The sequence below is a fragment of the Cohnella herbarum genome (assembly GCF_012849095.1).
Classification (GTDB): Bacteria; Bacillota; Bacilli; order Paenibacillales; family Paenibacillaceae; genus Cohnella; species Cohnella herbarum.
The window spans coordinates 2454624-2477710 of record NZ_CP051680.1 but is presented as its reverse complement, the minus strand read 5'-3'; the positions used below and the strand labels follow the sequence as shown (position 1 = coordinate 2477710).

Genomic DNA, 23087 nt, shown 5'->3' with positions numbered 1-23087 from the left:
GATAACGCTAGAGGCGGGAGTTTTTTGTTGACCTTTCAGAAAGTATAAATTCGCTCTACTTTACTGAAACGTCTCCGACATAAACGCTCCCCCGCCATCCCAAAGGACGGCGTAGGCTGTTTATGCTTGCGCTTCAAGAACAAGAGAGATGATAACAAGGGAGTTAACACACATGTCGCATGAGAACGGGCAAGGCTATCAACCGCTGAAGATCGAGCCGAAATGGCAGAGCTATTGGGATAAGAACAAAACGTTCCGCACAACGGAAGAAGCGGGAAAACCTAAGTTTTACGCATTGGATATGTTCCCGTATCCATCCGGGGCCGGACTTCACGTCGGTCATCCGGAAGGTTATACGGCAACCGATATCGTCAGTCGCTTCAAACGGATGAAAGGCTTTAACGTGCTTCATCCGATGGGATGGGATGCCTTCGGCTTGCCGGCGGAGCAGTATGCGCTGCAGACGGGTCGCCATCCGCGCGAGATCACGGTGGAAAACATCGATAATTTCCGCCGTCAGATTAAGTCGCTAGGGTTTTCCTATGATTGGGATCGCGAATTCAGCACGACGGATCCGGATTATTACAAGTGGACGCAATGGATCTTCATTCAACTATATAAAAAAGGATTAGCATACGTCGCGGAAGTTCCGGTGAACTGGTGTCCGGCTCTCGGCACTGTGCTGGCGAACGAGGAAGTCATCGACGGACTAAGCGAGCGCGGAGGACATCCGGTCGTTCGCAAGCCGATGCGCCAATGGATGTTGAAAATTACCGAGTACGCGGAGAGATTGCTCGAAGACCTGGAAGAATTGGACTGGTCGGAAAGCATCAAGGACATGCAACGCAATTGGATCGGCAAATCGACTGGCGCCGAAGTGACGTTCGCCATCGATGGACACGACTCCGCGTTGACGGTGTTTACGACTCGACCGGATACGTTGTTCGGAGCGACCTATTGCGTACTCGCTCCCGAGCACGAGCTGGTAGGCGCGATCGCGTCTTCCGAGCAGAAAGCTGCGGTCGAAGCTTACGTTGAACAGGCTGCGCGGAAAAGCGATCTAGAACGTACGGACTTGGCTAAGGATAAGAGCGGAGTGTTCACGGGTGCTTATGCGATTAATCCGGTCAACGGCGGCAAAGTGCCGATCTGGATCGCGGATTACGTGCTTGGCGGATACGGTACGGGAGCGATCATGGCCGTTCCGGGACACGACGAGCGCGACTGGGAATTCGCGAAGAAATTCGGGTTGCCGATCGTTGAGGTCGTTGCGGGCGGAAACGTAGCCGAAGCGGCTTATACGGGAGACGGCAAACTGGTCAATTCCGATTTCTTGAACGGGTTGTCCACGGCGGAAGCGATCGCCGCGATGATTGCTCGTCTGGAGAAGGACGGCAATGGTAAGGGCAAAGTAACGTACCGTTTGCGCGATTGGCTGTTCAGCCGCCAACGCTACTGGGGCGAGCCGATTCCCGTCTTGCATTACGAAGACGGAACGATGGATACGATTCCGGAAGAAGATCTTCCGTTGCTATTGCCCGACGTAGAAGCGATTCAGCCATCGGGCACGGGCGAATCACCGCTAGCCAACGTTACGGAATGGGTGAACGTTATCGATCCGCGCAACGGACGCAAGGCGCGCCGCGAGACGAACACGATGCCGCAATGGGCGGGCAGCTGCTGGTATTACTTGCGCTTCATCGATCCGAAGAACGAGAAAGAAATTTGTTCGACGGAAAAACAAGCCGAGTGGCTGCCGGTAGATCTGTACATCGGCGGCGCGGAGCATGCGGTTCTGCACTTGCTGTACGCGCGCTTCTGGCACAAGGTACTGTACGACATCGGCGTCGTGAAGACGAAAGAGCCGTTCCATAAACTCGTCAACCAAGGCATGATTCTCGGCATGAACAACGAGAAGATGTCCAAATCCCGCGGCAACGTCATTAATCCGGACGATATCGTCGGAGAGTTCGGAGCCGATACGCTGCGGATGTACGAGATGTTCATGGGGCCTCTCGAAGCGACGAAGCCGTGGAACACGAACGGGGTGGAAGGCGTCTATCGTTTCTTGGCTCGCGTATGGAGACTGTTCGTAGACGATAACGGCAATTTGAACGGTAAAATCCAAGACGTTGCAGGAGACGATAGTTTCCGTAAAGTTTGGCATAAGAGCTTGAAGAAGGTCGGCGAGGATTACGAGGCATTGCGCTTTAACACGGCGATTAGCCAGATGATGATCTTCGTGAACGAGGCATACAAAACGGAAAAGTTGCCTAAGGAAGCGTTGGCTCATTTCGTTCAGATGTTGTCCCCGATCGCTCCGCATATCTCGGAAGAGCTGTGGGAGAAGCTGGGATACACGGGCTCTGTCTCCTACGTCGCGTGGCCGCAATACGATGTCTCGCTCACGGTGGATGCCGAAGTCGAGATCGTCGTGCAAGTAAGCGGCAAAATCGCCGATCGCCTGAACATTCCGGCCGATCTCGACGAGGCGGGCATGCAGGCGCTGGCGCTTGAGTCCGAGAAAGTGAAGGAGCTTATCGCCGGCAAGACGATTCGCAAGGTTATCGCGGTTAAAGGAAAACTCGTCAACATCGTCGCCAACTAATACTTTTTGCAGCGTGAAGCACACGCCGCTTGTCTCCACTTTATGGTGGAGCGGGCGGCTTTTTTTTATGAACATGGATGCGAACACGAAAAAGGCGGACTAAGCGCCCGCCATGGATAAACCCTATTTTTAACTGCGAATTTTACTCAAGCTCAATCCTGGCTCAAACCCGTTCACGTACGTTCGCTGGAAAATAAAGAAGAATCGACCCGATCCAGATCCTCGGCGAATTTCTCGTGCGTCGTATACAGCACTTGCAGGAATGCGCCGCGGGTAGACTTGCGCAGCACCTCCAATGCAGCCGCAGTGATGCCCCCGGGTACGGAAACTTTGGCTTGGAGCTCGCTCGGCGAGCAAGACTGCTCCAGCATCAGCCGCGCGGTTCCGAGCATCATTTCGCAGGCGAGTTCGGTAGCCGTTTCCCGTTCCATGCCGGTAGACATGACCGCCGCGTCGATAAATTGCTCTAACAAGCAAGCAAGGAACGCCGGCCCGCAACTGGATATATCGGATGCAACGCGGACCTCATCTTCTATGATGACGATGGGTCGGCTGATGGAGGAGAACATTTTCCATAATGCGGTTTGATCCTCGTCCGACAAACGATTGCCCCACATGAACAAAGACGCTCCGCTGCCGACGGCATTGACGACGCTTGGAATGATTTTGGCAACTTTGCACGGAAGCAGCTCTTCCAGCGATGAAATTTTTACGGGGCTCGTAATGGAGATGACGATCTGATCTTTCGTGAGCACGGACGAGATTTCATCGATGACTTTACGGAAATCCATCGGTTTGACGCACAAGAACAAATAATCGGCTCCGCTCGCCGCCTCCATATTAGTAGAGACAGGTTGTAATCCCGGATGTTGATCTGCCAGCGTTGACAGCTTGGAATACGTTCGTGAACTGACGACGATGTCGCCCGGCCGCATGGCACCGGCGCGAACGAATGCTCCAATAAGCAAGCTTCCCATGCTTCCCGCACCGATGAAGCCGATTTTCATCCCATTCCCTCCCACGACGAACTATCTATTTCATATTGTATGAATCAGCGCTTGGCCGACATGAACGATTTTTCATTCCCCGGATCGATTCTAAACCAGGAGGTTTGATTATGAAAAAAGTTAAGGAAATAGGTTCGATAAAAATAACCGCAATAAGCCTGCTCATCATGGGCGGGATTCTGCTCGGGTATGTTTTCTTGCAAGGATCGACGTCCGCATCCATACCTGGTTGGTCACCTGTCAATGAACCGTTGGAAGACGCAATCGACGACTTAACCGCAACCCGATCCAGCACGACTGAACCTATTGCCGGGTCGACAAACGATTCCCCGTCCGATACTCCGCTTCCGTCTGGCCGCACGGAAAGTACGGCCGATGTATCCCGTGAAACCGGCGTAACCCCGATAACCACCGAGTCGCCTGCATCGTCCGCAGATTTAAGCCCTCCGCCGCCTCACTCGGTAGCCGCTCAACCGGAGATTCCTTCTTCCGGTCTTATTGATCTCAACCAAGCAATCCAATCCCAGTTGGAAACGTTGCCCGGCATCGGACCATCTAAAGCAAAAGCGATCATAACCTATCGTGAACAGCATGGCGGCTTTCAAAATATCGATCAACTTCTTGAGGTGAAGGGAATCGGACCAAAGGTATACGAGAAGATTTCCGACTTAGTCGATGTATCAACCCGGAAATAAAATCCGTTTATGCTTTAACATTTGCCGTAAATATGAGAAAATGATAAAGAAATCTATTATTATCTATTTCGGGAGGTTTATTGAATGAGCCAAGAATCATCCTATTCATTGGAAACACTCGCCGTACACGGCGGCCAACAGATCGATCCGACAACGATGTCCCGCGCGGTACCGATTTACCAGACGACATCCTACGGGTTTCGCGATACGGAACATGCGGCCAACCTGTTCGCCCTGAAGGAATTCGGAAATATTTATACCCGCATCATGAACCCTACTTCGGATGTTTTCGAACAACGCGTTGCTGCTCTGGAAGGCGGTGCCGCGGCATTGGCCGTTGCTTCCGGTCAATCGGCGATTACATACTCGATTCTAAACATCGCGGGCGCGGGAGACGAGATCGTCTCCGCTGCAAGTCTGTACGGCGGTACGTATAACTTGTTCGCGATTACGTTGCCTAAGCTAGGAATTACGGTTAAATTCGTGGATCCTTCCAATCCGGAAAACTTCCGCGCGGCTATTACGCCGAAGACGAAAGCCATTTTCGCGGAAACGATCGGTAATCCTAGAGGAGATATTCTGGACATCTCCGCCGTTGCGGCCGTCGCGCATGACAACGGCATTCCGCTGATCATCGACAGCACTTTCGCGACTCCGTTCCTTTGCCGTCCGTTAGAGCACGGCGCGGATATCGTGCTTCACTCCGCAACTAAGTTTATCGGCGGACACGGAACTTCCATCGGAGGAATCGTCGTAGACGGCGGCAAGTTCGATTGGAAAGCAAGCGGCAAATTCCCGGGCTTGACCGAACCGGATCCGAGCTATCACGGCGTCGTATACGCGGATGCGGTCGGACCGGTGGCGTATATCATTAAGATGCGCGTGCAACTGTTGCGCGACATGGGAGCGGCACTAGCTCCGTTTAACTCCTTCATGTTCCTACAGGGCCTTGAAACTCTACATCTTCGCATGGAGCGCCATAGCAGCAATACGTTGGCCGTCGCCAAATTCCTGGAGTCGCATCCTGCGGTAGAGTGGGTTAACTATGCAGGGTTGGAGAGCCATCCTTCTTACGAGTTAGGTCAACGTTATTTGCCTAACGGACAAGGAGCGATTATGACTTTCGGAATTAAGGGCGGAGTAGAGGCCGGCAAAAAGGTCATTAACGCGGTCAAGTTATTTTCCCATCTGGCAAACGTCGGAGATTCCAAGTCGCTTATCATCCATCCCGCGAGCACGACGCATCAGCAGCTTACGGAAGAGGGCCAGCTTGCGGCGGGCGTTCAGCCTGGAATGATTCGTCTCTCGGTCGGTACGGAAGGGATCAAAGATATTATTCACGATTTGGAGCAAGCTTTGGCGGCAAGCCAGAAGTAAATCGTTCATGCAAGCTATAGTTGGAGGTTTTAACAGATGACAGGCCTACGTAAGGACTGGGACACGTATTTCATGGATATCGCTTTTATGGTTTCGACCCGGTCGCGCTGTCCAAGGCGTCACGTAGGTACGGTGCTCGTACAAGGGAAGAAGTTGTTAGGCACGGCTTACAACGGAGCTCCGATGGGCGTTCAAGATTGCTCCGAAGCAGGTTGTATGATCGTGGAGGAATTCGAATCCGCTCCCGAAGGCGCGCCATCGACTGAAATGATCAAGAAGCAGCGCTGCATCAGGACGATCCATGCGGAGCAGAATCTTCTGTTGTTCACGGATCGCGTGGACCGCGAAGGATCCGTCGTGTACGTAACGGACCAGCCTTGCTGGACTTGCGCGAATATGCTGGCGAACAGCGGCATCGCGGAGATCGTTTATTACCGGCCTTACCTGAAGGATCATGGAAAAGTAGCCGCGCTAATGGAACAACGAGGTTTGCTCTTCCGGCAAATCGGGAGTTACGTTCCTCCGGCGGATACGGAAGTACAAGACGGATCGTAGCTCTGCTGCGTCCTTACCTTTAGGTAGTCCTATGTAGAAGAGGAAGCACCTCTTCGCCGAGTTAACTCGGCGAAGGGGTGTTTTTTATTTGACGCGGATGAGGTGAAAGATGAACGGAAGACCGTTAGTCGCGGTATGTTGTTGCTGGATCGTCGGCGTTTCGATTGAATCGTTGGTTCAAGGGTTTAGCTCTATCATCGTTTTAGTAGCCTTAATATTATTTTTGATCGGATTGGCAATCTTGGGAAAGTTGAATCCGAAGCTAACGTTTATATGCGGGTTAGCATTACTGCTCGCTTATGGCGAAAGGGCGTGGGTAGAGAACCGGAACGAGTCGGATCTTGCGGTTTCGACGGACGCGGTAGGTGCGGAGGCCGTATTAACGGGTCGCTCCTCTTCGGTCATCGAAGTAGACGGGGACGTGGCGATGTTCAAGCTCAAAGCCGAATCCATAAAACGCTCTTCCGCCGGCAATGAACTTAAGATTACCGATACGGTGCTGATCAGAATTAAGCTGGCTAAGCAAGAGGATCAGCAGATCGTCTCCGATTGGCGCAGGGGCGATCGTATACGAATAGCGGGAGTTCTGGAATTGCCCGGCGAAGCGGGCAACTTCGGCGCGTTCGACTATCGTAACTATTTGAGCAAGCAAGGGATTCATTGGCAACTCTCCGCCAAAGGTTTGAATTCCGTCACGTTTACGGGAGAACCTGGATCAATCCTCAACGTGCCGCTTAGGGTTTTGGACGACTTGCGTATGGGGATCGGCAAAATCATGGATCGAATGTACCCGGGCGGCGACTCGGGATACATGAAAGGTTTGGTCGTCGGCATCCGTTCGGATTTGGAGCCCGAGCAGTTCGATCAATTTGCCCGCCTTGGCTTGACCCACGTGCTCGCGATCTCCGGATTGCATGTCGGAGTCGTCGTTTATTTACTGTTGCAAATCGGAGCATGGATGAGGCTAACCCGGGAACGCACGCTGGATATGACAATCGCGATGATGCCGCTATACATGCTGATAACCGGGGCTTCCCCATCGGCCGTACGCGCATGCGTGATGGCAATGATCGCATTGTGGTTAGCGCGTAAAAACGCGTTAAAGGACGGTCTCCATCTCTTGATGGCAGCGGCTTTGCTAATGCTCATATGGAATCCGTTGCTGATTGAGAACGTCAGTTTCCAACTATCTTTTATCGTCACGGCCGGATTGATACTATTCGTTCCAACGGTTACGGCGTCGCTCCCCATTCGCTGGAATTGGCTGAAGGGAGCGGTGGCCGTTACTTTAACCGCACAGTTCGTCTCTTTTCCGGTTACGGTTTATTATTTTAACGCCGTTCATTTGCTATCGCTGCCCGCTAATTTCGTGCTAGTGCCGTTTATCAGCTTTATTGTCATGCCGCTCGGTATGGCATCCATCGTATTGGGCGGGATATGGCTGCCTATGGGAATCATTCCGGCAAAGTTAGCCTCTATGGGAAATGCGTTGACCTTCGGCATCGTGGACTGGTTGGACGCATTCGTTGGACTTAGATCGGTATGGCCGAAGCCCTCTTTGCTGTGGGTAGCAAGCGCTTATGTTCTTATGGGGTTGGCTATTGCGGGGTTGAAGCAAAGATTAGCGCGCAAGCTGGAGCGAGAGTGGTGGAAACAACAAGCCGTTGAAAGCGAGGATTCCACGGCCCCGCTCTCCGCCGAGTATAGCGGTAACGTCAGGAACTTACGCAGGACTGTACTCCCCTATGTTGCGTTCGCGTTTCTCGCGGTAAGCTGGCTGTTATGGGGATATCGGCCGGCAGCGTTCGATCGCGATGCCTCAATTTCATTCCTTAATGTCGGGCAAGGCGACAGCATCTTGATTCGCACCGGTAAAGGCAAGATCATCATGATCGATGCCGGAGGAACGGTTAATTTCCGTAAACCGGGAGAGGAATGGAAAAATCGCAGCGATCCTTATGAAGTCGGGCGCAAGCTGATTGTGCCTTTATTGCTTAAACGGGGCTTTAGTGATATAGACGCGTTGGTGTTGACCCATTTCGATGCCGATCATATCGGCGGGGCGGAAGCCGTTCTGAACAATATTCCCGTACGTTCCCTGCTGTTCAACGGGACGTTGAAGGATTCTCCTAGCACCTTGAAGTTGCTTCGATTAACGATGGATAAAAATATTCCTTCCTATGCCGTTCAAGCAACGATGGAGTGGGAGGTGGATGAAACGACCAAATTACTAGCTCTGTATCCATACGTACAACAATCCGATCCCGAAAATAGGGTCGAGGTGCGGAACGAGCAAAACGACCTCAGCATCGTGTTCATTCTAACCGTATATGGTCGAAACTTCTTGCTTCCCGGAGATTTGGAAGCAGGCGGCGAGCGGGATATCGTCGAAATCGAATCCGAACGCGACGGGAATGTTATTTTCCGGCAGATAGACGTGCTTAAAGCGGGGCATCACGGCAGCAAAACTTCGACGACGGAACCATGGGTCGACTATTGGTCGCCTCGCGAAACGGTCATATCCGTCGGCATTAACAACTTCTATGGTCATCCTAACGAAGGCGTGCTCGAAAGGCTTAAAGATGCGGGCAGCCTTATTTGGCGGACGGATTTGCACGGTGAGGTACAATATCGAATTCAGCCAAACGGCGACATGGAACGAAGAATGATGCGGGATGCCGAATAGATAGCGAAAAAACCGCCGAAATCCATGGGAATCGGCGGTTGCGGGAATTTTATTCTGATGCATACCGGATATTAGAGATAACCGCGAGAAGTAAGGGGCGGAGTTTACCGATGTCGTCGGTACTGCACCGTACGGCGATATAGGTCCTATTGTCGGAGTCATGCTCGTATAAGAAATAGTCGTACCTAATGTTCTGCTCATCGCCCCAGAACTCCGTGCCCACGTAATCGGAGTAACTCTCAAGATCTTTTTCTTTACGCAGCGTTGGAAGATTGCCTTCATTCGCTTCCCTTAATTGAATGATGGCATCGCCGACCGTGGATTTGTACTCGTATCCGTCTTCGAACTTGACCGTCCGAATATCGGCCGGAAGGTAGATGCCGAATTTTTTGAGAGGATCTTTAACCCAGCTTGCATCAATCTTCGTCCCGTCCACGTTCAGTTGAATGGAGTCGTTGCCGTCGTAAGTACCGCCGACGATAAGCCGGTTCTGATCCTTCTCTATAGGATCAACGCGTTCTAAGATATCTTCGCCTTTTTTATATTGATAGCTTACACTGCGGTCGGCGAAGATAGCCGTGAAAGTTCGCGAGTTACCGTCATATTGGACGGAATTAGGATGTTCCGCTTGTAACGCGATATTCAGATCGACGAACTTGACTTGATCGTTAAAAGTTTTGTAGACTTGCACTTTGGCAATCGTTGACGATTCCGTAGAGACCAGTTCGGGAGTTCCGTCTTCGTCGAGATCGACTTCCTGAGCGTGGGCATTCAGTCGGATATCGCTGATCGGAACGCCGGGTACGTCTTCCTCGAAATGAATCCAGTTATTCGTTACGCAATTGGCGCCGCAAACTCCGTATATCCGGAGATGGAAACGTCCGAACAAATTGCTTTTCGTAATTTGGACGTCGTTCAGGTAGGTAAGGTCACCGACGATGCCAATCTCGTATATGTCATCCGTGGGAGAGGATCCCAGGCCAGCCGATACGATTTCCATCCCGGCGTAAAGCTGGGTATCGTTTTTATTTTTAACGTAAAGGAAATAATTTCCTAGTTCGTCGACTTCGATGACCCGTTTCACGATCACGGATGATTTCGGAATTCGAGTCGCTTCGATGCGATCCAATTCGACCGGATAATTTCCTAAAGTGCCTAACGAACCTCTGGGATCCTCATAAGCGAGCTTGACCTGTTCCTCGGCAATAGGGGGTTGCGTTTCGGTAGGCGGATTGCTCTCGGTAGGAAGCGGATTCGGGCTGTTAATATCAGGAGTCGTAAGGGTTCCGGCAGGGGCTGGAGGCTCATCGATCGTACGCGCAGGATTAATCAAGAGGAAGGCCGCGATGCATATTGCAAAGGCCGTAACGGCGGCAACAACCCATTTCCCGCTTTTTTTACGCTCGGGCTGACGCTCGAATATTTTCCGGCTTACTTCTTGTTTCATAGGTTCGGTGAAGTTGGCTTGACCTAGTCCTCCCTTGGCTTGCTCGTACCAATCCGGTTTGGTCGTATTCATTGTACCCACCCCTTTAATTGGTTCTCGACTTCCTTGCGAGCGCGATGAAGCCTGGATTTCACGGTTCCCTCCGGAAGATTAAGCAATTTAGCCGTTTCTTGAACGCTCAGCTCATGCTCTAGATCAAGAACGAGCACCTCGCGCAATTTGTGCGATAGTTTCATAATGATTCCCCAAACCTCCGAAGCGGATTGCTCGTCTAGAAAAGCCGTTTCGGCCGAAGGCGCCGACTGGGGCGTCTTCATGTTTCCGAATAAGAGAATTTTGCGAAAATAACCGGATGATAAGTAGTTTAACGATAGATTTCTCGTAATCGCAAGCAACCAGGTCTTAATCGTGGACTGCCCTCTAAACGTATGGATATTGTAGTGCGCTTTAATAAACACCTCTTGAGCGATATCTTTGGCTTGCTCTCTGTTTCTAGTTAAAATATAGGCATATTTCCATACTTCGTTTCCATATTGATCCATAAGCAGTCTAAGCTCCGAATCATCGACGGTATCGACATGCTTTAAGTATTCCGTCCTCATATGTTCACCTCTACCCTATTAGACAGTGTATAATGGGGATCGGTTCCGTTATCCAACATAAAACATTATGCCTTTGCGAACAATTTTGCTAGACTAAAAGTTAGAGAAATTAAAATACCGAAAATTCCCTCTAAGGGAATGCAACCTTTAATCCGACATTGACGTCTGAGAGGGTGCAGGGGAGGAGGATCTTCTGTGGTGGAGCCGGCTCTGATCAAAGCCGCACAAGCGGGCGACCGAGAAGCACTCGTTACGCTACTCCGCGAAATTGAGAATCAAGTTTATCGTACGGCTTATTATTTGCTTAATAACGAGCAAGATGCCATGGATGCGTCGCAAGACGCTTTAATCCGGATTTATACGAAAATTGATTCCTACGAGGAAAAAGCTCAATTTCGCACTTGGGTGCAGCGGATCGTGACCAACATATGTATCGATAAATTTCGGCGCAAGAAGCCTTCCGTATCGATTGACGAGCATGAAATGGTTTTTCATGCGGGAGATAACGTGGAGACCGAGGTTCTTTCCGCATACGCTGCGGAGGAAATACGCGAGGCCATCGGTAAGCTTCCCGAGCATCACCGCACTGTGGTCGTCCTCAGATATCTGCAGGATTTTTCGTACAACGAAATTGCCGACTCTTTAAATTTACCCTTGAACACCGTTAAGTCCTACTTATTTAGAGCCCGGCAACAATTGCAAATCCTACTTCACGATTATCAGAAAGGTGGTGTCCGGGGATGATTTGCCAAGAGGTGATGGAACTCATGCAGCGTCACATTGACGGGGATTTAGATCAACAAGAAACATCGCTCATGATGGATCATGCTGGTCAATGCCCTGACTGCGCCGCCATGTTAACTAGGTTGCAGAAGCTGTCGAGCGAGTTGGAGCAATTGCCCCGGGTCGTTCCCAAATACAGTCTCGTAGATGCCATACTTCCGGAATTGGAACGCTTGCATACCGCGGATAAGCTAAACCATTCGAACGTAAGTGGAGAAAACGCCGCTAACGTCGATTCGAATCCGGTACCGGTAAGGTCGAATCGTCCTGCGAGACATCTATTCCGCAAAATATCGGGAGTAGTGGCCGCTGGCGTCGTCGTTGGTTTGCTGCTGTTCAGCAATCCCGGCCAATGGACGCTGGGAGGCTCCGGCAGCCACAACGATGCGGCGGCTCCCGAGTTGATGTCTGCTGCGGAAGGTGCGGACTCCGTACAGAAAAGAAGCATGGGCATCACGGCCGAAGAAGTGCCACAACAAAAAATGGCGGATCAATACGGCGAGCCTGCCGCCAACTCCGCTTCCGAAGCGGGAGAGAGCGGCGGGGGAGCGGATAAACAAGATCTGGGCGACACGAAAGGTTTCGCGCTGGGTGGAGACAATCTGGAAGACCCGGAATCCGTGGGTCCTCTTAGATCGGCTTACGGTCTTCCGGCTACCGTAGACTCTCCGGATGGCAAATGGAAAGCGGTCGCGATGGAAAACGCGGGCACGTTCCAGATTCTCAACAACGAAGACGGCAGTTCCTACTACGACTCCAAAGCCAAGGAAGGTACGATCAGCTTGCTTAGTTGGAATGACGAAAGCAACGTGCTGTATTTTACGGTGACGGATGACGGCGGAACTCAAACTCAGTGGCAATTCGATATCGCGACTTCCGAAGAATCCCAGCGCTAAAACGTTAACCGATCGTCACCTTTCGCGCGTGCTCCGCGTATAGTGTACAGATGAAGTTGACGATCGTCTTTGGACCATCGTCACGGTCGTTCGCGCACGGCACCATGGGCCGGCCGGCGAACGTTGATATAGATGTCCGAGGACAAAGAGATCGCTCCTTGCATAAAGGTGTGATCTCTTTGTTGTTTGTTGTACAATCAAGGGAGTACATAAGGTTGGGGGCTCGCCGCAATGGATGCTAAACAGGCTTTTCGATCGATTAAACAAGGAAATTTATTGCCCGTATACGTTTGCTACGGAACTGAAGCTTATATCATGAACGAGTTCGTCGAACGATTGTTAGAGCAGCTCGTGCAGCCCGAACATCGGGAGATGGCCGTCGTTCGATTCGATTCCGCGGAGACGACGATCGATACGATCATCGAAGAGGCGGAAATGCTCCCGTTCCTCGTCCCCAGCAAAATCATACTCGTCCGGGATAGCGTACTCTTCGCGGCAGGCAAAGAATCCACACGCGTAGAACACCGTCCGGAGAGTTTGCTTGCTTATATGGGCCAGCCCTCGGATACGTCCGTACTGATTTTTATGGTGCCCCACGAGAAGCTGGATGAACGCAAGAAGCTTGTGAAAACGGCCAAAACGAAAGAATTCGTCATCTCTTTCAGTCCGTTGCAATCCGAAGAATTGCTGCAATGGTTGCTTAAACGCGCATCTTCCCAAGGCCGATCGATGGATGGGAAGACGGCGGAGGAATTATTGAGGCGCGTGGGCACGGACATGCACGCCCTGGCGGCCGAAACGGATAAGCTTTGCCTTCATGCTGGGTTGAGCGGCTCTGTCACTCTCGAAGCCGTACGATCGCTGGTGCCTATGGCCACGGAACAGAACGTTTTTAAGCTAACGGAGGAGCTGGCCGCGCTTCGAACGGCTGAAGCGATCGCGCTTTATTACGATTTGCTGAAGCAACGGGAGGAACCGATCAAGCTGATGGCGTTGCTCGTCCGGCAATTTCGCAACATGCTCTACGTCAAAGAACTCGGAAGCCAAGGGTACTCGCCGCAACAAATGGCTTCCCAGCTTGGCTTGCATCCGTACGCCGTGAAAATCACCGGCGAGCAAGCGCGCAAATTCAGCCAGGAGCGTTTGGCCTCGCTATTGTCCGAGCTTGCCGATCTCGATTATGCGATGAAAACAGGCCGCGTCGAGAAGACGCTGGGACTCGAGCTTTTCCTGCTCAAAACCGGTTCTCAAGGAGCGAGTTAATATCAAATTAGAAACCGGATAAATGAAAGAACACCAAAAAAGCCATCCTATAAGCGAGGATGGCTTTTTCATGGCTGCTACATCTGATGCGGCAGCCGCATATGCGTCAGGCACAAGCTTAGGCTTGCGCGGACAATGCGTTGAGTTTTTTGGCCAGACGGGACTTTTTGCGAGCAGCTGCATTTTTGTGAATGAGCCCTTTGGTTGCCGCTTTGTCCAACTTCTTCTGAGCCGCGCCGTAAGCCGCTTTAGCAGCGTTTACGTCCGTTCCTACGACCGCTACGTCAGCTTGTTTAACTGCTGTACGAAGAGCGGATTTAGCCGAAGCATTGCGCAGACGGCGAGCTTCGTTCGTTTTGGTACGTTTAATGGCGGATTTGATGTTTGGCATTCTTTTCACCTCCAGATAAAACAGAAGTATTTCTCCACACAACTTGTAACATTCTATCATGCAAGGGGGTAAAAAGCAAGCCGATTTCCCACCTCAATCCGCATGAGAAAGGGGTTTGATTTGACCCAATGGATCACGAATTGTCAATGTACAATATCCGCACGGATCTGGCGTTAGAGGCTCAGGAGATCGCGACGCAAGGGCAAGAGACATCGGCCATACCGGGAGTATGGTCGGAGAGCGAAAGCGCCGACGGCATTTCCGTAACCCGAATGGAGATTAAGACCGATCAAGCGGCCCAGCAGATCGGTAAAATGGTCGGGCATTACGTAACGCTCGAGGTGCCGGATTTACGGCAAGGAGATTCGACGTTGCAGGATAAGGTCGCGACTTCATTCGCGAAAGAATTCGAAGCCTTCTTGAAAAGGATCGGAATAACGGAGAATAGCAGCGTGCTTATCGTCGGTCTGGGCAATTTAAACGTAACCCCGGACGCGCTAGGTCCCGTCGTCGTGGACAACATTATGGTCACGAGGCATTTCTTCGAGCTGATGCCCGATCAAGTGAGCCCGGGCTACAGGCCGGTTAGCGCGATCGCTCCGGGCGTACTGGGCACGACGGGAATCGAATCGAGCGATATCGTACAGGGAATCGTCGAGAAGTCGAAGCCGGATCTGATTATCGCCGTCGACGCTTTGGCGGCCAAATCGCTCGAACGGGTGAACACGACGATCCAAATCGCGGATACCGGCATTCATCCGGGATCGGGAATCGGCAACAAACGCAAGGGGTTGACGAAAGACATCTTAGGCGTTCCCGTTATCGGAATCGGAGTTCCGACCGTCGTGTACGCTTCGACGATCGTGAACAATACGATGGACCTCGTGTTCGAGCATATGAAGAAGCATACGGAGAACACCGATCCGCTGTTCGGAGTGTTCGGGAAAATGGAGGAAACGGAGCGGCTCCAGCTCGTGAAAGAGGTGCTTAACCCTCTCGGGCACGATCTGCTCGTTACTCCCAAGGAAATCGATAAGTTCATGGAGGATATCGCCAACGTAATCGCGAGCGGACTTAACGCGGCGCTTCACGAAGCGGTGGATACGGATAACGTAGCCGCTTATACGCATTGACGCTGTCGACCGATCGTCTTTCCATCTTTTCAACGCTTCCGCCTGGCTTGCAAGAGCCGGGTTTTTTTGTTTTCTTTTTTGCGCGACTCTCAGACAATATAAAATCTCCGATTCTATTAACCTCTGAAATGTGGTGGTTCTATCATTTTCTGTTCGCTCATAGGATAGGATACCTAGGAAATAAGAGAAGGGGTCTTGGCAGGTTCGAGGCTCCGGGGAGGACATCGGATGAAACGCAACGTCGTGCCGAATTGGCCGTTAATGCGAGCGAGATGGCGTAGAATTCTCATTACCGGCCGAGCGTTTTTTATTTTGAGCGTCGGCTCCATGGTGCTGTTCGTTCTATTGGGAATAGGCGGAATGCTGCAGAAATCGATAGCGGCTTCTCCGGTCCAATCGATGAAAGGTTTTGCGGCATCGTTGTCCGGGCAGTTTTTTCAATCGTTGCTCAGCATGGAGCTGCCGCATATGGATGCACCGGAGAAGTCTCCTTTTCAAACCGGACGAATGGCCGCGTTCCTGCTGCGTTTTATGACGGACATGAACCCTAACGATCCCAAGAGCATGCTCGCGCTAGAGATGCCGGGGATGGCTAGGGATCAATCGGTGTTGCTCCGTCCGGGATCCGGCGAACCGGAAGCTCCCGAGGATCACGAGCCTTTGGGCGAAGCGGATCATCCTTCGGATAACGGCTTGCCCGGCATTCCCGGTTGGCCTGACCCGGACTTCGGGCAAGGAGAAGCGACGACGCCGAGGGAGGAAATCGCGCAGCCCGAGCCAAACCCTTCCGAAGAACCGCCTAGCATGACGGAGAAGCCATCCACGGAGGGACGGAAAGTCGTATTCATCTATCATTCGCACAATCGCGAGTCTTGGTATCCGGAGTTGAAATCGGACAAGAAGGATCCGAACTCCGATGACGTTAACGTAACTTTGGTGGGAAAAAGATTGGCCAAATCGTTAGAATCGTTCGGCGTCGGATCGACTCATTCGGCTAAGGATTATCCTACCGCCATTCAGGGCTATAATTGGAATTATTCGTACAAATATTCTTTGCAGACGGTCCGCCAAGCGCTGGCCTCCAATAAACAGTTGAAGTTTTTCTTCGATATTCACCGTGATTCCCAGCGGCGCAAGAAAACGACCGCAACGATCAAAGGAAAAGATTACGCTCAAGTTTATTTCATCATCGGGCATCGCAATCCGAATTGGCGGGAAAACGAACAATTCGCGAATCAAATACACGAGCAGTTGGAGCAATCGTACCCGGGCTTGTCGCGGGGAGTATGGGGCAAGACGGCTGCGAACGGCAACGGGGAATACAACCAATCGATCGCGCCGGATAGCGTTCTGCTTGAAATCGGCGGCGTCGATAACACGTTGGAGGAATGTTACCGGACGGCGGACGTGCTCGCGAAGGTCATCGCCGAATTGTATTGGAAGCAAGAAGATACGGTTAAAGCGAGCGCGCAGAAAAAATAGGAAGGAGAGAACGGAGATGCGTCGAGATTCGTTTAAACTGCTGATTTTTGCGGGTATTATCGGATTCGCGATTTTATACGGCATGGAGCTGTCCTCTAAGGGGATCGAAACCGTGAACGGCCCGTGGGAGACGCCGCAGCCAAGCTCGCAGGGGCAGACGCTTACCGAAGGAAGCGAAAGCGATTGGACGCTGCCGGCTAGAGGAAGAGAGCAGAGTCCGGCCGAATCGCCTGCGTATCCGCCGGACAGTGAACAAACGGAGCAGTATGGAATCCCTCGCTACGACAGGGAACCGATCGTCGATCGGGTTTCCGGCAAAACGGCGGAAGTGCTACACGATTTGTCCCGCAACGGAATCCGCATGGTCGTCTCGATATTCGATCGCGTGTTGGGCTGATGGATCGAATGGGTAATGGCTACCGTATGCGAACATCGGGCCATATGCGAACATCGGGCTTGACGTCATCGTTGCGCTGGTCTAATATGATGTTAATTATGTTCTAAGGGGAAATTTTAATGTTGGTATTGGTTCTGAACTGATTTATCGATATGTCGCGATTGAGCATTAGGAATGATGACCGTCGATTCGAGGGTTTATTTTCTAGTGGCTTGGCGCGGCTCTGATAACCAGTGAAGAACCGGTCAAGACCGCCCCTTACGAAGAAAATTTCGGGGAGATCAGCCGTGCTCATCAGGGTACGGCTTTTTTTGCGCAATAAAAACGGGATGGATCCTGTCCCGCTTTCTTGCGATTCCGCGAAATTTACATTTCGATAGGCTGCGAGCTTGCGCCGATGGCGCTTGTTCGCGGCCTATTTTTACGTTTCAGAAAGTATAAAATTCGTTCTACTTTTCTGAAACGTCTTCGACATAACCGTTCTCCCGCTGTCCCTAAGGACTGCGCAAGCCGCTTATGCTTGATTTCCAACAAAACAGGAGGGTTTATTCTTGAGAACACATTCGCTAAACAAACTGGAGTACGACCGCGTGATCGGCATTCTTTCGAGTTACGTTTCCACCTACTTGGGCAAACGCCATGTCGAGCAGCTATCGCCGTTTCAGGATCGGAACGTTATCGCGCGTAGGCTTGCGGAGACGCAAGAAGCTAGCCGCTTGCTTGCCAAGGGAGGACACCCGCCATTGCCTTCGCTTGAAGGCATGGAGACGTTAACGGCATTACTGGGGACGGGATACGTGATGACCGAGCAGGAATTCGGATTCGCCGCGCAATTCGCCCGCAGCTGCGAGCAATTGCGCCAATATATGGCGGCTAAGAAAGCCGACTCTCCGGAGGTCGCGGCTTACGGGACATCCATGTTCGATCTTAAACCGCTGCGCGAGACGATCGAAGCTTGCATCGATCGAGGGCACATCGTAGATACGGCCAGCGCAGAGTTGCACAAAATCCGCAAAAAAATACGCACGGCGGAAGAAAGGTTGCAGAAGAAGCTGGAAGGAATGCTATCGCGCTACTCGGATATTTTGCAGGAGAGGCTAGTTAGCCAACGGAGCGGAAGGTATGTACTGCCGATAAAGAAAGAATACCGCAAGCGAGTTCCCGGAACGGTGCTCGATGAATCTTCCAGCGGGCAAACGGTATTCGTCGAGCCGTCCGAATCAGCGGGGCTGCAAATGGAACTAAGCGCTCTAAGGACCGAGGAGAATCGGGAACAATCGCAAATTCTCGCTCGGCTTACGGGTGAAATAGAATCTTACTCGCACGAGATTTCCGTGAATATGGAAACCGTAGGCCATTACGACTTTCTATTCGCGAAAGCGAAATGGGGTCTTGCGATCGGAGGAGTCGCCCCGGAGCTAAACGACGATCGCTTGATCGATCTGCGGGAAGCCCGCCATCCGTTGCTCGCGGCCAAACCCGTTCCGCTGAACGTTCGGTTGGGAGACGGTTATCAAGCCCTGCTCGTAACCGGTCCGAATACGGGAGGAAAGACCGTAGCGCTCAAAACCGTCGGCCTATTGACGTTAATGGCGCAGTCCGGCTTGCTTATTCCGGCTGCGCCAGGCAGCCGAATAGCGGTGTTCCGCTCGGTTGAAGTCGATATCGGCGACGACCAGAGCTTGGATTCTTCCCTAAGCACGTTCTCTTCGCATCTGCGCAACGTCATCGACATTCTCGCTCATGCCGGATCGTCTACGCTCGTTCTGCTCGATGAGCTGGCGACCGGAACGGATCCGGGAGAGGGCGTAGGCTTATCCATCGCGGTGCTGGAGGAATTGCATCGCAGAGGTTCCGTGCTTATGGCCACGACCCATTTTAACGAGATCAAAGAATACGCCCGGGTAACGCCGGGATTCCGTAACGCGAGAATGGCGTTCGATGAAGAAACGTTAAGTCCGCTGTACCGTCTGGATATGGGGGAAGCGGGTAATAGCTACGCTTTCGTCATCGCGGCGAAACTCGGCATCTCCAAGGCGATTATCGAGAGGGCGCGCACGATCGCTGACAGCTTAAAAGAAAACCGGGGCCAGACGTCGATTCCGGCGCAATCGGCCGCACCTTCGGGATCCCCGTATGCCCGATCAGGACGCGACAATCGCAACGAGAACAGAAAACCGATCAAAGAAGTCGCGGAAGGCGGAGATTCATTAAAGAAGATAAGCTGGTCCGTCGGGGACGTCGTCTTCATCCCGCAGCTTCGTAAGCCGGGAGTCGTCTACCGGTTGCCCGACGAGAAAGGAAACATGATCGTTCAGGTACAGAAGGAGAAAATCACGATCAACCATAAGCGAATTCGCAAATTTATCGACAAGAAACATCTCTATCCCGGAGAAAATTACGATATGGATATCGTCTTCGACACCGTCGAAAACCGCAAGAAACGCCATTTGATGGGCAAACGGCACGTGGAGGGACTTATTATCGAGAAGCCGGGGGAAGATTAATCGCGATTGCGAAAGACAGGCTCATTGATGCGTCGGTTATACGCTGTTATAATGAAGTGATCGTCATCTGACGCATGGAACCGGCTGGGGGTACTTATTGTAATGGCTGAACTTACTTTTAAACAGAGTCACATTCGCAATTTCTGTATTATCGCGCATATCGACCACGGTAAATCGACTTTGGCCGACCGCATTCTGGAATATACGGGTACGCTTACTTCTCGCGAAATGCAAGATCAAGTGCTGGATTCAATGGATCTTGAACGCGAGCGCGGAATAACGATTAAATTGCAAGCCGTTCGTCTGTTATACAAAGCGGACGACGGGGAAACGTACATGCTTCATCTGATCGATACTCCGGGGCACGTGGATTTCACTTACGAGGTGTCCCGGAGCTTGGCGGCTTGCGAAGGCGCGTTATTGGTCGTCGACGCCGCGCAAGGCATCGAGGCGCAAACGTTGGCGAACGTCTATCTGGCGCTCGACAACAATCTGGAGATCGTGCCGGTCATTAACAAAATCGATCTTCCTAGCGCCGATCCGGAACGGGTCAAGAAAGAAGTCGAGGACGTTATCGGACTCGATACGAGCGATGCGGTTCTTGCTTCCGCGAAGAACGGGATCGGAATCAAAGAAATATTGGAGCAAGTCGTACAGAAGGTTCCGGCTCCGACCGGAGATCGGAATAAGCCTCTGAAGGCGCTCATTTTCGACTCTCATTATGATCCTTACAAAGGGGTCATTTGTTACATCCGGATCGTGGACGGTACGATTCGCGCGGGCACGCGCATGAAATTCATGGCGACGGGCGCGAACTTCGACGTGGTCGAAGTCGGTACCTTCATGCCGCGTCCGACTGCGGTAACGGAATTAGGACCCGGAGACGTAGGCTTCGTGACCGCTTCGATCCGGAACGTGAAGGATACGCGCGTAGGGGATACGATTACGGATATGAAGAATCCGACGGCCGAAGCCCTTCCGGGCTATCGCCGGGTTAACCCGATGGTATTCTGCGGATTGTATCCGATCGAGACGACGGATTATAACGATCTGAGGGACGCTCTGGAGAAGCTTGAGCTTAACGATGCTTCCCTCCGGTATGAGCCAGAGTCTTCGCAGGCGCTAGGTTTCGGCTTTCGCTGCGGGTTTCTAGGCATGCTTCATATGGAGATCATTCAGGAGCGCATCGAGCGCGAATTTAACATTCCGCTGATCACGACGGCTCCGAGCGTTATTTACAAAGTCACGCAAACGAACGGCGAAGTATTGGATATTTCCAATCCGGCCGACTATCCGGAAGCGGGCAAGATCGACTTCGTAGAAGAGCCTTACGTTAAAGCTTCCATCATAGTACCCAACGAATTCGTAGGAGCGATCATGGAGCTTTGCCAAGGCAAACGCGGCGAGTTCATCGACATGCAATACCTGGATACGAATCGAGTAACGTTGAAATATAACATGCCGTTAGCGGAGATCGTATACGACTTCTTCGACCAATTGAAGTCCAGCACGAAAGGGTATGCTTCGTTCGATTACGAATTAACCGGATATCGTCAATCCAGTCTTGTGAAGATGGATATTTTGCTTAACTCGGAGAAGGTTGACGCGCTTTCCTTCATTGTCCATAAGGACCGGGCTTATAACCGCGGCCGCGTCATTTGCGAGAAGCTTAAAGAGCTCATCCCTCGTCAAATGTTCGAGGTGCCAATTCAAGCCGCTATCGGTCAGAAGATCGTTTCCCGCGAATCGATCAAGGCGATGCGCAAAAACGTACTCGCGAAATGTTACGGCGGAGATATATCCCGGAAACGGAAGCTTCTCGACAAGCAAAAAGAAGGTAAAAAACGCATGAAGCAGGTTGGTAACGTCGAAGTGCCTCAAGAAGCGTTCATGGCGGTACTCAAGCTGGATAGCGATTAAGCGATAAGTAACTTGAATGGCGGGCTTCCGGCCCGCTTTTCGCTATATAGGAGCAATAAGCAGCTTCAAGAGAGGTGAAGACAAAAATGACTAACCCATTGAACATGACAAATAACGTTCCGCAGGTTCACCAATGGACCCCGCGGGCGCTCTATATTCATATCCCGTTTTGCACGAACAAGTGCTTTTATTGCGACTTCAACTCGTACGTTGCCGCCGGTCAGCCGATAGACGCATACTTGGATGCGCTGGAAAATGAAATGAAGCTAACCGTCGAGACAATGCCGCCGGAAATCATTAATACCGTATTCGTCGGCGGAGGCACGCCCACCGTGTTAACTCCTCCGCAGATGTCTCGTTTTCTGGCTTCCGTTAAGAGGTACTTTCCGTTGGCCGATAACGTCGAGTTCACGATGGAAGCGAATCCCGGAACGACCGATATGGATAAACTTACGGCAATGCGCGAAGGCGGCGTAAACCGGATCAGCTTCGGCGCGCAAACTTTCGACGACGGCTTGCTGGCCACGATCGGAAGAATCCACGCGGCCCAGGACGTTATTCAGAGCATCGCGAACGCGAAAGCGGCGGGATTTACGAATCTGTCCATCGATCTCATGTTCGGCTTGCCGAACCAAACGCTGCAGCAATTGAAAGATAGCGTCACCAAGGCGTTGGAGCTCGATTTGCCGCATTATTCTCTCTATGGCTTGAAGGTGGAAGAGAACACGTTATTCCATCGGTTATATCAGAGAGACGAACTTCCGTTACCGGAAGAAGACGAAGAGTTGGCGATGTACGAGCACTTGATGGAACGGCTCGGAGAAGCGGGATATCGGCATTACGAGATCAGCAACTTCGCAAGACCTGGCTATGAGAGCAGTCACAACACGACCTACTGGCATAACGAGCCTTATTATGGACTCGGTGCAGGCGCCCATGGATATGCGTTGGGTCGTCGTCATATGAATATTAAAGGCGTTCAACCTTATATTGATTCGGCCAACAAGACTCTTCCGCGATTAGAACAGAACGTTGTGAGTCCCGAGGAAGCGATGGGAGATTTCATGATGGTTGGTCTAAGGCTTCAGGAAGGCGTTACTCGGGCGAGTTTCGCCCGGCAATTTAACGGCGAGAAACTGGAAGAAGTATTCGGCCAACAACTGGAACGCCTAGTATCGCAGGGATTGCTCGAGAAAACCGAACTAGATGCCGGGTATCGGTTGACTCCGCGGGGGTTCTGCTTGGCAACGAAGTGTTCGGCGCTTTCGTGTAATTAACGTTCGAATTCTTGTTCGAATTCTTGTTCAATTTCTTGTAAAAATGTCCCTTGAATGCCCA

Annotated in this window: 17 protein-coding genes and 1 pseudogene; 14 read left to right on the top strand and 4 right to left on the bottom strand. The window is 51.7% G+C overall.

Annotated features, from left to right (window positions below; translation table 11 throughout):
• Positions 1–172 precede the first annotated feature (172 nt).
• Complete coding sequence (gene leuS / locus HH215_RS11200; RefSeq protein ID WP_169279977.1) at positions 173–2608, top strand: leucine--tRNA ligase; 2436 nt, start codon at positions 173–175, stop codon at positions 2606–2608.
• A 173-nt stretch (positions 2609–2781) separates the two neighbouring features.
• Here the strand turns inward: leuS and comER are convergent, their stop codons facing one another.
• Positions 2782–3615, bottom strand: a complete 834-nt coding sequence (gene comER, locus HH215_RS11195; RefSeq protein ID WP_169279976.1) for a late competence protein ComER — start codon at positions 3613–3615, stop codon at positions 2782–2784.
• Positions 3616–3725: 110 nt separating this feature from the next.
• Here comER and HH215_RS11190 point away from each other — a divergent pair, with 110 nt between their 5' ends.
• The 4 genes from HH215_RS11190 to HH215_RS11175 all read left to right on the top strand — a co-directional run bounded on the left by HH215_RS11190 (position 3726) and on the right by HH215_RS11175 (position 8928).
• A complete protein-coding gene (locus tag HH215_RS11190) occupies positions 3726–4310 on the top strand; it encodes a ComEA family DNA-binding protein (RefSeq protein WP_169279975.1) in 585 nt (194 codons plus the stop codon).
• 84 nt (positions 4311–4394) lie between these two features.
• Positions 4395–5687, top strand: a complete 1293-nt coding sequence (locus tag HH215_RS11185; RefSeq protein WP_169279974.1) for a homocysteine synthase — start codon at positions 4395–4397, stop codon at positions 5685–5687.
• Positions 5688–5723: 36 nt separating this feature from the next.
• Entirely contained in the window at positions 5724–6242 is a 519-nt protein-coding gene (locus HH215_RS11180) for a deoxycytidylate deaminase (RefSeq protein WP_169279973.1), read from the top strand.
• A 109-nt stretch (positions 6243–6351) separates the two neighbouring features.
• The gene (locus tag HH215_RS11175) at positions 6352–8928 is read left to right on the top strand and encodes a DNA internalization-related competence protein ComEC/Rec2 (RefSeq protein WP_169279972.1); all 2577 of its coding nucleotides are present in this window, start codon (positions 6352–6354) and stop codon (positions 8926–8928) included.
• Positions 8929–8977: 49 nt separating this feature from the next.
• Here HH215_RS11175 and HH215_RS11170 read toward each other — a convergent pair whose 3' ends face one another.
• Together HH215_RS11170 and HH215_RS11165 are read right to left on the bottom strand one after the other, a co-directional pair.
• Positions 8978–10447, bottom strand: coding sequence for a hypothetical protein (locus HH215_RS11170; RefSeq protein ID WP_169279971.1), 1470 nt, complete (start codon positions 10445–10447; stop codon positions 8978–8980).
• Positions 10444–10977 (bottom strand): RNA polymerase sigma factor, encoded by a 534-nt coding sequence (locus tag HH215_RS11165; protein ID WP_169279970.1) that lies wholly within the window; start codon positions 10975–10977, stop codon positions 10444–10446. The genes HH215_RS11170 and HH215_RS11165 overlap by 4 nt, the downstream gene beginning before the upstream one ends.
• Before the next feature lie 195 nt (positions 10978–11172).
• Here HH215_RS11165 and HH215_RS11160 point away from each other — a divergent pair, with 195 nt between their 5' ends.
• The 3 genes from HH215_RS11160 to holA all read left to right on the top strand — a co-directional run bounded on the left by HH215_RS11160 (position 11173) and on the right by holA (position 13919).
• A complete protein-coding gene (locus HH215_RS11160; protein WP_169279969.1) occupies positions 11173–11721 on the top strand; it encodes an RNA polymerase sigma factor in 549 nt (182 codons plus the stop codon).
• Complete coding sequence (locus tag HH215_RS11155) at positions 11718–12656, top strand: anti-sigma factor family protein (RefSeq protein ID WP_310735585.1); 939 nt, start codon at positions 11718–11720, stop codon at positions 12654–12656. The genes HH215_RS11160 and HH215_RS11155 overlap by 4 nt, the downstream gene beginning before the upstream one ends.
• Positions 12657–12887: 231 nt before the next feature.
• Positions 12888–13919 carry a DNA polymerase III subunit delta gene (gene holA, locus HH215_RS11150; protein WP_169279967.1) on the top strand — a complete coding sequence of 344 codons (1032 nt, stop codon included), beginning with the start codon at positions 12888–12890 and terminating at the stop codon, positions 13917–13919.
• Positions 13920–14037: 118 nt separating this feature from the next.
• Here holA and rpsT read toward each other — a convergent pair whose 3' ends face one another.
• Positions 14038–14310, bottom strand: a complete 273-nt coding sequence (gene rpsT / locus HH215_RS11145) for a 30S ribosomal protein S20 (protein ID WP_169279966.1) — start codon at positions 14308–14310, stop codon at positions 14038–14040.
• A gap of 128 nt (positions 14311–14438) precedes the next feature.
• Here rpsT and gpr point away from each other — a divergent pair, with 128 nt between their 5' ends.
• The 6 genes and pseudogenes from gpr to hemW all read left to right on the top strand — a co-directional run bounded on the left by gpr (position 14439) and on the right by hemW (position 23022).
• The gene (gene gpr, locus HH215_RS11140; RefSeq protein WP_169279965.1) at positions 14439–15443 is read left to right on the top strand and encodes a GPR endopeptidase; all 1005 of its coding nucleotides are present in this window, start codon (positions 14439–14441) and stop codon (positions 15441–15443) included.
• A gap of 228 nt (positions 15444–15671) precedes the next feature.
• The gene (locus tag HH215_RS11135) at positions 15672–16925 is read left to right on the top strand and encodes a stage II sporulation protein P (protein ID WP_169279964.1); all 1254 of its coding nucleotides are present in this window, start codon (positions 15672–15674) and stop codon (positions 16923–16925) included.
• Between the two features lie 16 nt (positions 16926–16941).
• On the top strand, positions 16942–17322 hold the full coding sequence (locus HH215_RS11130; RefSeq protein WP_169279963.1) for a hypothetical protein: 381 nt from the start codon (positions 16942–16944) through the stop codon (positions 17320–17322).
• 551 nt (positions 17323–17873) lie between these two features.
• On the top strand, positions 17874–19829 hold the full coding sequence (locus HH215_RS11125) for an endonuclease MutS2 (RefSeq protein ID WP_169279962.1): 1956 nt from the start codon (positions 17874–17876) through the stop codon (positions 19827–19829).
• Positions 19830–19931: 102 nt separating this feature from the next.
• Positions 19932–21749 carry a translation elongation factor 4 gene (gene lepA / locus HH215_RS11120; RefSeq protein WP_169279961.1) on the top strand — a complete coding sequence of 606 codons (1818 nt, stop codon included), beginning with the start codon at positions 19932–19934 and terminating at the stop codon, positions 21747–21749.
• Positions 21750–21853: 104 nt separating this feature from the next.
• A pseudogene (hemW, locus tag HH215_RS11115) lies at positions 21854–23022 on the top strand (radical SAM family heme chaperone HemW).
• Positions 23023–23087 lie beyond the last annotated feature (65 nt).